The sequence below is a fragment of the Nonomuraea sp. NPDC049480 genome, from assembly GCF_044465905.1.
In the GTDB taxonomy this organism is placed as follows: Bacteria; Actinomycetota; Actinomycetes; order Streptosporangiales; family Streptosporangiaceae; genus Nonomuraea.
On the sequence record NZ_JBITMD010000009.1, the window covers coordinates 39135 to 52430 of the forward strand.

Sequence of the window (13296 nt, forward strand, 5' to 3'; positions counted from 1 at the left end):
CGTTTCAGCCGGGGACGTGGACGTCCTCGCCCACGGCCACGCGGGCCCGCCCGGCCGTCAGCGTGGCCACCCAGTCGGCGAACTTCGCCACCTCGTCCTCGCCCACCGCGACGGCGAAGGTGACGTCGCCCGCGTACGTCACGTCCTCGACCGCGTACCGCGAGGCCCGCAGGTCGTTCTCCACCCGCCCGGCCTGGTCGTGCGCCACCGCGACGCGGACCCGCCTGGCCGGCACCATCCGCACCGGATCGGCCCGGTCCAGGGTCTCGGTCACCGCCGACCCGTAGGCCCGCACCAGTCCGCCCGCCCCCAGCAGCACGCCGCCGAAATACCGGGTCACCACCGCCACCACGTCGTTGTATCCCCGCCCCACCAGCGCCTGCACCATCGGCGTGCCGGCGGTGCCGCCCGGCTCGCCGTCGTCGTCACCCTTCTGCACGCGCTGGCCGACGACGTAGGCGGTGCAGTTGTGGGTGGCGCCGGCGTGCTGCCGCCGCCGTCCGGCGATGAACGCCGCCGCCTCCTCCACGCTCCGCGCGGGCGCCACGGCGCAGATGAAGCGCGATCGCCGCACCTCGGTCTCGTGCTCGACGACGGTCTTGAGTGTGAGGTACGGAGCAGGCACATTCGACAGGGTATGCCCCCGCCACCGGAACCATCCGGGCTACCATCACGTTCATCCATCATGACCTCGGGGAGGGTCTCATGGACATTGCCAACGCCGTCATGCCCTTCGTCACCTCGGCGATCGGCGCCTACGGGGTGAGCGTTCTGGCCAAGACCAGCGAGCTGGCCGCCGACACCCCCGTCGCCCGCGGCAGCCGCATCCTGCAGCGGGTGTTCGGCCGCGGGGATACCCAGGCCAAACAGGTGATCGCGCGGGTGGCCGAGGCCAAGCCGGACGACGAGCCCAGCCAGGCGGCGTTGCGGCTGGCGATCGTGGAGGCCTTCCGGTCCGATCCCCACCTGTCGCGTGAGGTCGCCGCGATGCTGCCCCGGACGGTGGTGGCCGCCCCCGGGGAACGGCCGGTCGCGGTGGGCGGCAACCCCGACTGATCTTGCCCGCCACGCGGCCGCGGCACGGTCTGCACCTCGTTCAGCACCTGCTGCGTGCGCAGGTTGCAGAGGGCGGCGACAGACTGCATGTACGTCAGCACCGCCTCGGGCTCCCCGTCCGGCGGCCGTTCGCGACGAGATGTTCGCGATTGATCGGGCGCCGGAGGTTGTCGTATCGTCCGGCCCGCGATCGTCTTCCTGGGACCGGTGAAACCGACCGACCCAGGAATGGGACCGACCATGAACACGATCGACATCGTGGTGTCCGACATGGACGTCACGCCCCCGGCCACCTGAGCGGCACCCGAACCCCGGGCGGATCTCCGTCCGGGGCTTTGCGGCGGTCCTGACGCGTGGCGCGGGTTGTGCCGGATGTCATCGGCACTGGGTGAGCATCATCTTCTTGTCGGCCGCGGTGACGGGCACGTTGTACTTGAACGCGACCTGCGCGAAACGGGTGACGTACGCGCACCGGATGCGCCGCTGCGGCGGCAGCCAGTTCGCCGGGCCCGAGGCGTCCTTCTGCTCGTTGGCGGCACCGTCCACCGGCAGCAGGTTGAGCGGGTCGTTGGCGAACTCGAGCCGTTTGGACATGGGCCAGCGCGGCGCGCCCATGCGCCAGCCGTAGTTCAGCGGCACCACGTGGTCGACCTGCACCTCGCCGGCGTTGTCCTTGTGCCAGAAGATGGTGCGGCCGGTGTAGGGGTCGTCCAGCGTCATCGACACGACCTCGCAGCCCGACCCGGCACGATACTTCACGTCGCGGCCGTCGCGGGCCAGCAGGTCGTCGCGGGTGCGGCAGCCGTTGCGCGCGAACGGAACCCCCGTCGCCGTGTCCGCCCAGTTCTCCCCGTACCGGGTACGTTCGTACCCGGTGTTGGGGCCGAAGCCCTTGACCCGCAGCTTTTGGATGAGGTCGCGCGCCTTGGCCTTGTCGGCGTCGGAGCTGATGGGCGCCAGGCCGGGTAACGTGCCGGAGACGTTGCCCAGCGGGCTGGCCGCGGTGGCGGGCGGGGTCTTGGCGGTGCCGACGAAGGAAACGACGACGATGGCTCCCGCGAGAAGGGCGATGGCGTCCTTCGTGCTCAACCGGTCCTCCGTGCGCTCCCAGTTGTCTAGAGAAATTCCCGGCTTTGCCTGTTTTGACACGGCCAGGATTGTGTGACTGAAACGTGGCGCCGCCTCCTGCTGCCGGCTCAGTCCGGCATGTCGTACCACTGGGGTTCGGGGTGCGTGCGGGCTGGGAGTGGGGCCCGCGCCCTTGCCGGCGGCCACGTGAAGCCGTCCGGGACCATGGGGCCGATCAGCTTCCCCACGTTGTACGGCGCCACCGGGATCACCTTGACCGTGACGTTCAGCCCGACCGCCCGGAACGCCTCCTCGAAGCGGTGGCGGTCGGCCGTGGGGTCGGTGATGCTCACGCTGAAGTACTCATCGGTCTTCTTGATGGAGGCGGCCGCGTTGGCGTAACTGGTCGCCGGGCCACCGACCAGGCCGGTGCCGGCAGCGACCGCCGTGGCCGTCGCCAGGGCGGCGAAGCCTGCCACGAGCCGCCGTCGCACCTTCGTGCCGCGGCGTGGCCACCGGTTCCCGTTCCAGACGCTTGCGGGCGCGATAGAGCCTGATCCGCACCGCCTCAATGCCTGGGGTGTGAACTGTTGCCGGCGCCCGGCCCCCGTCCCACTGGCGTCCGCACCGACGGGACAGCCTCGGTTTCGCCTCGAAACCCTCCCGGACCCGGTGGGCAGTATGTGCCTGTATGCCGATGTAACCTGCTTGGTGTGACTGATCGTCCGATCGACCCGGACGTCGATCTGCACGTGCCCGCGCAGCGCACCGAGCTGCACTGGCCGGTGCTGGCGGCCATCGCGGCCGGCGGCGCGCTGGGGGCGCTGGCCAGGCACGCCGTCCAGGTGGCGCTGCCCGCCCCGCCCGGCGGGTTCCCGTGGGCGACGTTCTGGATCAACGTGTCGGGCTGCCTGCTCATCGGGGTGCTCATGGTGCTGATCACGGAGGTGCGGCAGGCGCACCGGCTGGCGCGGCCGTTCCTCGGAGTCGGCGTGCTGGGCGGGTACACGACCTTCTCGGCGTACGCGGTCGACTTCGTGCGGCTGGTCCAGGACCGGGCGCCGGTCACGGGGCTGGCGTACCTGGCCGGCACCATGGCTGCCGCGCTGGCGGCCGTCGCCGCCGGGATGTGGCTGACGAGGCGGATCGCCGGGGTGAAGGCGGACACACGGTGACGCTCCTGCTGATCGTGATCGGGGCCGCGGTCGGGGCGCCGCTGCGCTACCTGGCGGACCGGGCGGTGCAGGCCCGGCACGACACCGTCTTCCCGTGGGGAACGCTGACGGTGAACGTGGCGGGCTCGGCGCTGCTGGCGTTCCTGGCCGCGCTGCCGGCGGGCGACGGCATGATGGCGCTGGCGGGGACGGGGTTCTGCGGGGCGCTGACCACGTACTCGACGCTCGGGTACGAGACCGTGCGGCTGATGGAGGAGGGGGCGCGCTTCCACGCGGTGGCCAACGCCGTGGCCAGCGTGGTCGCCGGGCTCGGCGCGGCCTACTGCGGTTTCGCGCTGGCAGAGGCTCTCCTCTGAGCCGATCTCGGCCGGCCCGGCCTCGCCTGCGGCGCCTCCATCGGCGGCCTTCTCACCACCATTGAAGTGGCCGATCAGAAAAGGAATCCCGGATCTGCCGCCCGTCGGCCAGAATGATCGTCACGGGGCCACCTTGAGATCTCCGTGTCCCCGCGACCATCCTTCTGACAAAGGGGACGACATTGCGTCAGTTACCGATGCGCCTGCTCGCGGGCGGCGCCTTACTCACAGCGGCCGTCACGGGGGTGGCCGTCCTCATGCCGGTGCCACCGGCCGCCGCCTCCCGCGTGGAGGCGACCTGCGCCAACACCACCACCGACGCCGCCACGCTGCAGGCCGCGATCGACTCGTCCAAGGAGGGCGACGAGATCGTCATCAAGGGGCCGTGCCTCATCAACGCCACGATCAGCCTGCTCGAGCGGCGCACGTACCGGGGGGACGCCAAAGCGGGGACCGTGCTCAAGCAGGCCGACGGCGCGAACCTGCCGGCCGTGCTCGCCTCCGAGAGCTGGGTCAGCAACACCGACTTCAGCGGCGACACACTCCGCGTCGAGAAACTCACCATCGACGGCAACCGGGACAACAACACCGGCACCGTGGGCCTGATGCTGCGCTCGTGGAACGCCCGGGTGTACGACGTCGACATCTACGGCACCCCGTCCGACGGCATCCGCATCAGCAACCCGTCGCAGAACGGCACGCTGCTGCGCAACACGATGGTGAACAGCGTCATCAGCGACGTCTACATCGCCGGCGCCGCCGAGGCCGGTCTCCGCGTCGTCGACCCAGGCAACTCCGTCACCGACTGGACCTTCCAGCGCTCCTGGATCGGCTTCAGCGGCACGCATGCCATCCAGAGCGACAACGCCGCCGGCTGGACGTTCAGCGACCTGCACCTGTACGCCACGCCGAAGCACGCCATCGACGCCCACCGCTGCTTCGGCACCTCGATCCACAACAACTACATCGAGGACTTCGGCGCCGAGAGCACCGCCGGCCAGACGTACTACGGCATCCGCTGCGACCTGCAGGGCGAGGCCAACACGACGATCACGGCCAACCGCATCCACAAATTCCTGCCCCCGCCGAACGCGCTGGCCGAGCTCCGCAAGGCCCGCCAGCAGGGCGCGGCGCCGCCCGAGCGCAAGCACACCACCTCCGGGCCGCTCCCGCCGGACGTGAACTTCGTCTACCTGGCGCTGGACGCCGTCAACTACGGTAAAGGCCACGCCGCGATCAACGGCAACACCATCCTCGGCCACGGCACCAAGCGTGAGACCGGGATGCTCCTGACCAAGGGCGACGGCGACGGCGAGTCGATGTCCGTCGCCTCCAGCGGCAACCTGATCGACAACATCGGGGTGCCACGCAAGATCGGGCCCAAGGTACGGGTCACCGGAGGCTACTGACCCAGGGGCCGCGAGCGGCCGCGGTCAGTCCGCGGCCGCCCGCGCGGGCTCGTCGCCCACCAGGACGTCGCGCAGCAGGCGCCGCCCTTCCGGGCGGCGCTTCCACTCCCGGGGATAGCCGAGCGACACCTCCTCGAAACGCACCCCGTCATACCAGGTGACGCGGGGAATGTGCAGGTGCCCGTAGATCATCGCCGCCGTCGGGTGACGCCGATGCCAGTCCCGGGTGGCGGTCGTGCCGCACCATTGGGCGAACTCCGGATACCACAGCACGTCCGTCGGCTCGCGTACCAGCGGGTAGTGGTTGAGGAACACCAGCGGCACGTCGTCCAGCGCGTTCAGCCGCCGCTCGGTCAGCTCGACGCGGGCCCGGCACCACGCCTCGCGGGACGGGTACGGGTCCGGGTGCAGGAGGTACTCGTCCGTGCACACCACGCCGGTGCTGTCGGCGTAGGCGAGGGCGGCTTCCTTCGTGGAGATGCCGGGAGGAAGGAACGTGTAGTCGTAAAGCAGAAAAAGAGGGACGATCCGCGCCGGGCCGCCCGGCCCCTCCCACAGTGGGTACTCGTCTTCCGGAGTGACAATCCCCAGCTCACGGCACATGGCCACCAGGTGGTCGTAGCGGGCCACGCCCCTGAGGTCCGGCGGGTCACCCGGCGGGCTCCACAGCTCGTGGTTGCCCGGCGCCCAGACGACCCGCGCGAACCGGGCGGCCAGCAGGCGCAGGGCCCAGCCGATGTCCTCCAGCCGCTCGCCGACGTCCCCCGCCACCAGCAGCCAGTCACCCGGGGCGAGCGGCTTCAGCTCCTGGACGATGGCGCGGTTGTCGGGATAGGAGACGTGCAGGTCGCTGACCGCCAGCAGGCGGCCGTCCTGGAGAGCGGGCAACGGCGTACCTCCTTCCGGATGGTACGAGCATGCCATGCACCGCTGAGGCCCGGAGCGCGCGTCGCGTCCCCGGGCCTCATGCGTCGGTGCGGCGTAATAACGGTGCGCACAGCAAGACGCCGCAACCGGACGCCTTTACTTTGTAGATCATAGGATCCTCCCGTACATAAGCGTCTATGCCTCACGACAGGTCCAGGGGATCGCCCGAATTCCCCAAATTCCTCCCAAGCAGCTCACTCCCGTGCCGCTCTCGACGCCGCCCCGCTCCCGCACACCCGAGCGCGACCGCCCTGACTAGCAGAACGGAACCCTACGTTCCTATACTAGGAATATGACCAGCGCACCCATGAGCGGCCGCAAAGCGCAGGCCGCACGCAACGACGAGCTGATCCTCCAGGCGGCGCGGGCCGTCTTCACCGCCGATCCCGGCGCCCCCATCGCGGCCGTGGCCGAGAAGGCGGGCGTCGGGATCAGCGCGCTCTATCGCCGTTATCCCAGCAAGGAAGCCCTGTTGCAGAAGCTCTGCGGCGACGGGCTCAAGCTCTATATCGAGGTGACCGAGCGGGCGCTGGCCGGGGGCGGCGACCCGTGGGAGATGTTCGCCGGTTACCTGCGCGGCATCGTGGACGCCGACACCAACTCGCTGACGATCAAGCTGGCGGGGACGTTCCAGCCGACGGAGGAGCTCGGCCGCGACGCGGCCAGGGCCGGGATGCTCGCCACCGAGATCCACCACCGGGCGGTGGAGGCGGGCGTGCTGCGGCCGGACGTGACGACGGCCGACATCGCGCTGCTGTTCGAGCAGATCGCCTCGATCAAGCTGGGCGACGAGAAGCGCGTCACGGAGCTGCGTCACCGCTACCTGACCCTGATGACGGACTCGCTGCGGGTGCCCCCGGCCCACCGCGACCTGCCCGGCCCTCCGCCCACGGACGACGAGCTGTCGGCCCGCTGGTGGAGCGGCTCCTAGCCCTCGCCCGCCTGCCGGTCGTCGGCGAGGTGCTCGGCCAGGGCCAGCGTGCGGCGGGCACGGGCGATGATCGGGGCGTCCACGAATCGGCCGTCGGGCAGCGCGAGCGCGCCGATCCCCGCCTGCTCGGCCCGTTCGGCGGCCGTGACGATCTCCGCCGCCCTGGCCTCCTCCTCCTCGGTGGGCCGGAACGCCCGCCTGATCGCGGGGATCTGACGGGGGTGGACGGCGCTCCTGCCGAACAGGCCGAGCGCCCGCCCGGCCCGGCAGGAGGCGACGAGCCCGGCCTCGTCCTTGACGTCCGGGTAGACGGACATGGGCACCGGCGGCAGGCCCGCAGCGGCGGCGGCGAGGACGACCTGGAGCCTGAGGTGGTTCATGGCGTGCTCGTCGGTGATGGACAGCTCGGCGACCAGGTCCTGCTCGCCGAGCGCGACACCGGCGACGCGCGGGTGCGCGGCGATGGCCTGGGCGTTGACGATCCCGGCCGCCGACTCCAGCAGCGCGTACGCCGGGGCTCCGGTGAGCCCGTCGAGCACGGCGGCCGACTCGACCTTCGGCAGCCGTACTCCGTCGGCCAGCTCGCCGACGGCGGCCAGGTCGTCGCGTCCGCGAGGCGTGGCCAGGTCGTTGACCCGGACGTGCACCCGCACGGTGGCGCCGGACCGGTCCCTGGCGTCCCTCCGCTCGCGCAGGTACGCCACGGCGTTGGCGCGGGCCTCGTCCTTGCGCGCGGGCGCGACCGCGTCCTCCAGGTCGACGATCACCACGTCCGCGCCGGACGCGACCGCCTTGGCGAACCGCTCGGGCCGGTCGCCGGGCACGTACAGCCAGGTCACGGGCACGTTCAAGCGATCACCCCGGCCTCGCGCAGTCCGGCGATCCGCTCGCCGGAGTAGTCGAGCCCGGCGAGCACCTCGTCGGTGTCCCTGCCGAGCGGCCGGCCCGGCCAGCGGATCTCGCCGGGCGTGTCCGACAGGCGGAACAGGACGTTCTGCAGGGTGACCGAGCCGAGCTCTTCGTCGGGCACGTCGACGAACGTGCCGAGCGCCGCGTACTGCGGGTCCCCGGCGATGTCGGTCACGTCGTAGATGGGTGCGACCGCGGCCTGGACCTCCTCGAAGCGGGCGATGACCTCGTCGGCGTCGCGCTCGGCGATCCAGGAGGCGACGGCCTCGTCCAGCTCGTCCACGTGCTCGACGCGGCCGTGCCCGGTGGCGAACCACTGCTGCTCGACCAGGTCGGGCCGCCCGACGAGGGTGACGACGCGCTCGGCGATGGGCTGGGCGCTGGTGGAGATCGCCAGCCAGCGGCCGTCGCGGGTGCGGTAGGTGTTGCGCGGCGCGTTGCTGCTGGAGCGGTTCCCGGTGCGGCGCGGCACGACGCCGAGGGCCTTGTACGCGGTCATCTGCGGCCCCAGCAGGCCCAGGATGGGCTCGATGATCGCCATGTCGATCACCTGGCCGCGCCCGGTGTGCTCGCGGGCGCGCAGCGCCACCATGATGGCGTACGCCATGGCCAGGCCGGCGATGCCGTCGGCGAGCGCCAGCGGGGGCAGCGTGGGCGGCCCGTCGGGCTCTCCCGTCATGGCCGCGAACCCGCTCATGGCCTCGGCCAGCGTCCCGAACCCCGGCCGCGCGGCCATCGGCCCGGTCTGCCCGAACCCGGTCATCCGCGCCACGATCAGCCGCGGGTTGAGCGCCAGCAGGTCCTCGGGGGCCAGGTTCCAGCGTTCCAGGGTGCCGGGGCGGAAGTTCTCGATCAGCACGTCGGACCGCCCGGCCAGGCGGCGCAGGATCTCCTGGCCCTCGGCGCGGGACAGGTCGACGGCCGCGGTGCGCTTGTTGCGGGACAGCGTCTTCCACCACAGGCCCACGCCGTTCACGGAGGCGCCGTGGCCGCGGGACGGGTCGCCGCGGCGGGGATGCTCGATTTTGATCACGTCGGCGCCGAAGTCGCCCAGCATCGTCGCGGCCGAGGGACCCGCGAACAGGGTCGCCGCGTCGATGACCCGCAGGTCGGCGAGGCTCGTCATGGGTATGTAACTTATAAGAAATATGTCATAGGTCAACCGCTATGACCGATATACGAGACAATTGAGGACATGCCCGCCACCGAGTCGCGCCCGCCCATGAGCAAGGCCGAATACGTCTACAGCGTGCTGCTCGACGACATCCGCAGCGCGCGCATCCCCGGTGGCACCGCGCTCCGGGCCGGGGAGGTGGCCAAGCGGCTCGGCGTGTCGGTCACGCCGGTGCGCGAGGCGCTGCGCAGGCTGGAGAAGGACCGGCTGATCAGCTACGAGGCGCACCACGGGGCGACCGTGGTGGACCTGGGCGAGGAGGCACTGGCCGAGTACTACGGGCTGCGCGCGGTCGTCGAGGGGCTGGGCGCTCGCCTGGCCGCGGCCCGGATCACCCCCGGGGAGCTGGCCGGGTTGCGCGAGCTGCACGCCGCCATGGCCGACGACGCCGCGTGCGGCAGGAACGACCGGCTCGGCGAGCAGAGCATGCGGTTCCACCTGCGGATCGTGGACATCGGCGGGCCCGCCTTCCTGGGCGCGCACGCCAGATCGGTGCGCGACAGCTTCCCCGTACCCGCCGGGGCGTCGCTCTGGCTGGACGAGACCCAGGTCAAGGCCCAGCTCGAGGCGCACGAGGGCATCCTGGCGGCTTTGGAGGCGGGCGACGGCGAGACCGCCGAACGCCTCATGATCGCCCACGTGCGGCGCGCCGGCGACTACCGCGCCCACCGCTGACCCGCCCCCTCACCGTCACCACGCTCAGCCGCATGCGCACGTCGCGGGGACCGATGACGAATGTCAGCGTTCGCGCCGGGTCTGGCGCGAACGGAGTGAAGGGTGATGCGCGATGTGCAACTCTGGTGCTCTGACACGTAAGTCAGATGCCGATCCCGAAAGGGCAGAGCTGTGGCGGACGCGTGGATCCTGCAGCCCGACTACCGGACTCCGCCGGTCCCCGCAGGTGCAGGCATCCCGCCCGGCCCCTGGCGGCATTCCGACGGCGGCCAGATCATGAACGGCGCCTACGCGCGCCGCCTCCCCGATTGGCAGATCGAGGTCGTGACCGTCTGGTTCGGCTACGCGCTCAGCCACTGGCAGGGCCCGCGCATGCGGCGCTTCAGCAGCCCCATGGTGTCGGCCTGGAACCCGGTGCTGGCCCAGGGGCTGACCGTCGATCCGGCCGCGCCGGTGCCGTACCGCGACGAGCGGTGGTGCGACCGGTGGATCGCCGAGGCGCTGCTGTACGGGCGCAAGCCGTACGGCGCGTTCACGCTGCCCGTCGAGGAGGCGCTGCGCTGGTTCGCCAAGAGCGGCGGCGCCGGGCTGGTCTACCAGGCGCAGCCGGCCGGTGACCTGATCCGGGTGGTGGCGGGGACGGCCGAGCGCTACGCGGAGCTGTTCGACCTGGACGCGCTGATCGCCGACTACCTGGACGTGCTCCCGCCCGAGGTGGCCGAGCCGGAGGCGGCGGCGCTGGACGCGCATCGCGGCCACTCCCCCGCGCTGGACTACATCCTCACCGACCACGGCGAGATCCGCTTCGCGCAGGCCCCGCTGTCGGTACGCGGTCTCACCCTCGGCTACCCGCCTCCCGAGACCGCCGCCCGCATCGCCGCGGCGTTGTCGTGACCGGTTATCGTGGAGTGTGATGATCAAAGGCGTCCTGTTCGACCTGGACGGCACCCTGCTCGACCACCGGGGCGCCGCCGACACCGCGATCACCACCTGGCTGTCGGCGCACTGCCCGGACCATCCGCGCCTGACCGAGGCGCCCGGCCTCTGGGAGGACCTGGAGGGGCGCTACCTCCCGATGTGGCAGGCGGGCGAGTGCTCGCTGGAGGAGCAGCGGCGCCGCCGCCTGAGCGCGTTCTGCCGGGAGCTGCTGGTGGACGAGCCCGCCGACCTGGACGCGGCCTACGCCGGCTTCACCGAGTTCTACCGCAGGAGCTGGGCCGCCTACCCGGACGCGGCCGGCGCCGTGGCGGCGCTGTCCGGCCTCGCGCTCGGCGTGCTGACGAACGGCGCGCAGGTCATGCAGGAGGCCAAGGTCCGCGCGATCGGGCTGGACGGGCCGCTGCGGACGGTGCTGACCGGCGAGGTGCTGGGCGGCCACTTCAAGCCGTCGCCCGCCGCCTACACCGGGGCGGCGGCCGCGCTCGGGCTGACGCCGGAGGAGGTGCTGCTGGTGGGCGACGACGTGGACAAGGACGTGACGGGGCCGGCGGCGACCGGGATGCGCTCGGTCTGGCTCGACCGCCTCGGCGTCGAGCCGGCGCCGCCGGGCTTCCCCCGCATCACGACGCTGGCCGACCTGCCGCCGCTGGTCCGCCGGCCTTCCTGGGCGGGCGCCCGCTCCGGGAGCGCCTGACACTCCCGGCGCTCCCGCTTATCTGGAGTTGTTACCTCTTCCCGCAGGTCAAAGCGAGGTGATCTTTTCAGGCACGTCAGGCAAGCAGGCTGACCTTGATCGCGAGTTGTTCGCGCAGATCTGGGACGACATCGGCGGCGAGCAAGGCGACCCGCTGCATGTTTGCGTCCTTGCCCACTCGATGGCCGATGTGCAGGACGACGTGCACCAGGAGCTGATGTGGGATCTGCGAGCGCTTGCCGCCGTCGGCCTGATCACTGATGAGCGGGTGGCCAAAGCCGGGGTGCCGCTTTCGGTGGCCGGCTTGTATTCCGTCGTTGCACCTGAACCTGAGTGAGTGCTATCGCAAGCTGGGCGATCTCGGGCGCGCCCGTGAGCACCTCCAGCAGGCGGGCGTCCGGGTGCTGGCGGGCAGGCTGGCGCAAGGCGGGGACCCGTGGCTTACGATCACGGCTGAGGCACTTTGACGCGGAGGACGCCCGTGCCACGTGGACCCGGATGGTGGGGACGATCAGGCTCTGATCCCCTGGCTGGCGCGACAGCCACCGAACGAGCCCTGGCGCGGGCCTACGCGCGCGGCGAGTGGCTGGAGGTACCACCCGGCGCCGGCCTTATCCGCTCGAGCGTCCGCGCCGAGGTCGTCACCGCGTTGCTCGTCGGCGCGGCACAGCCCGAGCCGGGCAAGATCCCCGCGCTGAGGCTGCGAGGGGCGCGCATCACCGGCACGCTGGAGCTGTCCGGCGGCACGGTCACGGCGGAGATCGCGATCGACCGCTGTGTCTTCGAGCAGGCGCCGCGCGTGGTCGGCGCCACGGTGCGGACTCTCGCGATCACGGCCAGCACCCTGCCAGGGCTGGACTGCTCGTGGTCGTCGGTCGACGGGCACCTGGTCCTTTCCGGCTCCAGCATCCGGGGCACCACCTGGATGCTCGGCACCCGGCTCGCCGGGGAAATGATCACCAACAGTGCGCAGCTGGGCGCGGGCGGGCTGGCGCTCAACATGAGCGGGGCCACGCTGAACCACTCCTGGTTCGGCCGCGATGGCTTTCGCGTCTCGGGCGAGATCAAGGCACACGGCGCGCGCTTTCACGCCGGCATGTTTCTGGAGGGCGCCGAGCTGTCCCATCCGGGAGGCCAGACCTTCCGCGCCGAGCACGCCCTGATCGAAGGGCAGATGGAGTGGACCAACGGATTTCGCTCCCACGGCACGGTGTGGTTACGCGACTCCACGATCGCCTGCACGTTCTCTCTGCACGAGGCCACACTGCAGGCCGGCGACCTGGCGCTCAATCTTGCCCGCACGGAGATCCATGAGCTGGTCCTGACCCCCGGGCGGGCGATCGAGGGGGACGTCTCGTTCGCCAACGCGACGATCCGGGTCCTCACCGACGACCCCGCGACCTGGCCCCTGCAGGTGCGCACCGACGGTCTCACCTACCAGACCCTGCGCCCGGCCAACCTGCCGGTGGCCAGGCGGGTGGACTGGATCCGCCGGCATCCGGGTGGCTACCAGGCCCAGCCGTACGAGCAGCTGGCCGACTACTATCGCCGGCTCGGCCACGACGACTTGGCCAGAAGAGTGCTTCTGGCCAAGCAACGCGCCCGGCGCAGGACGCTGCGCGTGCCAGGCCGGGCCTGGAGCGTCCTGCTTGACTGGACCGTCGGGTACGGCTACCGGCCGTGGCTGTCGACGGCGTGGCTGCTGGCCCTGGTGACGGCGGGTACCGTGACATTCTCGCTGGTGCCCCCGCAGCTGCTCAACCCCACGGGCGTCAGGCCGTACTTCCACCCGCTGATCTACACGATCGACCTGATCAACCCGCTGGGGTCCTTCGGCATGCGCGCGGCCTACTCGCCGGCCGGCTGGACGCCGTGGCTGGCCTACGGCCTGATCGTGACCGGCTGGATCCTGGCGACCGCGGTCATCGCGGGCGCGGCGCGAGTGCTCAAGCGAACCTGAGACCCGAGGAAAAAGGAGGGCCA

Annotated in this window: 16 protein-coding genes; 10 read left to right on the top strand and 6 right to left on the bottom strand. The window is 71.3% G+C overall.

All coding sequences use genetic code 11. The features are described from left to right. Positions 1 to 4 precede the first annotated feature (4 nt). Positions 5 to 625 carry a YigZ family protein gene (locus ACIBX3_RS25715; protein ID WP_397121105.1) on the bottom strand — a complete coding sequence of 207 codons (621 nt, stop codon included), beginning with the start codon at positions 623 to 625 and terminating at the stop codon, positions 5 to 7. 80 nt (positions 626 to 705) lie between these two features. On the opposite strand from ACIBX3_RS25715, the gene ACIBX3_RS25720 reads away from it, so the two are divergent. Then, positions 706 to 1056 (top strand): hypothetical protein, encoded by a 351-nt coding sequence (locus ACIBX3_RS25720; protein ID WP_397121107.1) that lies wholly within the window; start codon positions 706 to 708, stop codon positions 1054 to 1056. Between the two features lie 375 nt (positions 1057 to 1431). Here the strand turns inward: ACIBX3_RS25720 and ACIBX3_RS25725 are convergent, their stop codons facing one another. Next, the gene (locus ACIBX3_RS25725) at positions 1432 to 2205 is read right to left on the bottom strand and encodes an HNH endonuclease family protein (RefSeq protein ID WP_397121109.1); all 774 of its coding nucleotides are present in this window, start codon (positions 2203 to 2205) and stop codon (positions 1432 to 1434) included. 47 nt (positions 2206 to 2252) lie between these two features. Next, entirely contained in the window at positions 2253 to 2603 is a 351-nt protein-coding gene (locus ACIBX3_RS25730; RefSeq protein ID WP_397121111.1) for a hypothetical protein, read from the bottom strand. Between the two features lie 234 nt (positions 2604 to 2837). Here ACIBX3_RS25730 and crcB (ACIBX3_RS25735) point away from each other — a divergent pair, with 234 nt between their 5' ends. From crcB (ACIBX3_RS25735) to ACIBX3_RS25745, 3 genes are all read left to right on the top strand, one after another. Next, complete coding sequence (crcB, locus tag ACIBX3_RS25735) at positions 2838 to 3299, top strand: fluoride efflux transporter CrcB (protein WP_397121113.1); 462 nt, start codon at positions 2838 to 2840, stop codon at positions 3297 to 3299. Further along, positions 3296 to 3655: a fluoride efflux transporter CrcB gene (gene crcB / locus ACIBX3_RS25740; RefSeq protein WP_397121115.1), complete on the top strand. Its 360-nt coding sequence runs from the start codon at positions 3296 to 3298 to the stop codon at positions 3653 to 3655. The genes crcB (ACIBX3_RS25735) and crcB (ACIBX3_RS25740) overlap by 4 nt, the downstream gene beginning before the upstream one ends. Before the next feature lie 182 nt (positions 3656 to 3837). After that, positions 3838 to 5064 (top strand): hypothetical protein, encoded by a 1227-nt coding sequence (locus tag ACIBX3_RS25745; protein WP_397121117.1) that lies wholly within the window; start codon positions 3838 to 3840, stop codon positions 5062 to 5064. 24 nt (positions 5065 to 5088) lie between these two features. On the opposite strand, the gene ACIBX3_RS25750 is transcribed toward ACIBX3_RS25745, so the two are convergent. Then, positions 5089 to 5988, bottom strand: coding sequence for a metallophosphoesterase family protein (locus tag ACIBX3_RS25750; protein WP_397121119.1), 900 nt, complete (start codon positions 5986 to 5988; stop codon positions 5089 to 5091). A gap of 295 nt (positions 5989 to 6283) precedes the next feature. Between ACIBX3_RS25750 and ACIBX3_RS25755 the strand changes: the two genes are divergently transcribed. Then, positions 6284 to 6922: a TetR/AcrR family transcriptional regulator gene (locus tag ACIBX3_RS25755; RefSeq protein WP_397121121.1), complete on the top strand. Its 639-nt coding sequence runs from the start codon at positions 6284 to 6286 to the stop codon at positions 6920 to 6922. On the opposite strand, the gene ACIBX3_RS25760 is transcribed toward ACIBX3_RS25755, so the two are convergent. Continuing rightward, positions 6919 to 7767, bottom strand: coding sequence for an HpcH/HpaI aldolase/citrate lyase family protein (locus tag ACIBX3_RS25760; RefSeq protein ID WP_397121746.1), 849 nt, complete (start codon positions 7765 to 7767; stop codon positions 6919 to 6921). The two genes, ACIBX3_RS25755 and ACIBX3_RS25760, sit on opposite strands and share 4 nt — an antisense overlap. 2 nt (positions 7768 to 7769) lie before the next feature. Further along, a complete protein-coding gene (locus ACIBX3_RS25765) occupies positions 7770 to 8957 on the bottom strand; it encodes a CaiB/BaiF CoA transferase family protein (RefSeq protein ID WP_397121123.1) in 1188 nt (395 codons plus the stop codon). A 69-nt stretch (positions 8958 to 9026) separates the two neighbouring features. Here ACIBX3_RS25765 and ACIBX3_RS25770 point away from each other — a divergent pair, with 69 nt between their 5' ends. The 5 genes from ACIBX3_RS25770 (at position 9027) to ACIBX3_RS25790 (ending at position 13273) form a co-directional block, all read left to right on the top strand. Continuing rightward, a complete protein-coding gene (locus tag ACIBX3_RS25770) occupies positions 9027 to 9680 on the top strand; it encodes a GntR family transcriptional regulator (RefSeq protein ID WP_397121125.1) in 654 nt (217 codons plus the stop codon). A 171-nt stretch (positions 9681 to 9851) separates the two neighbouring features. Further along, entirely contained in the window at positions 9852 to 10574 is a 723-nt protein-coding gene (locus tag ACIBX3_RS25775) for a hypothetical protein (RefSeq protein ID WP_397121126.1), read from the top strand. Between the two features lie 19 nt (positions 10575 to 10593). Continuing rightward, complete coding sequence (locus tag ACIBX3_RS25780; RefSeq protein ID WP_397121128.1) at positions 10594 to 11313, top strand: HAD family hydrolase; 720 nt, start codon at positions 10594 to 10596, stop codon at positions 11311 to 11313. Positions 11314 to 11371: 58 nt separating this feature from the next. Then, positions 11372 to 11650, top strand: coding sequence for a hypothetical protein (locus ACIBX3_RS25785; protein ID WP_397121130.1), 279 nt, complete (start codon positions 11372 to 11374; stop codon positions 11648 to 11650). A 144-nt stretch (positions 11651 to 11794) separates the two neighbouring features. Beyond that, entirely contained in the window at positions 11795 to 13273 is a 1479-nt protein-coding gene (locus ACIBX3_RS25790) for a hypothetical protein (RefSeq protein WP_397121132.1), read from the top strand. Positions 13274 to 13296 lie beyond the last annotated feature (23 nt).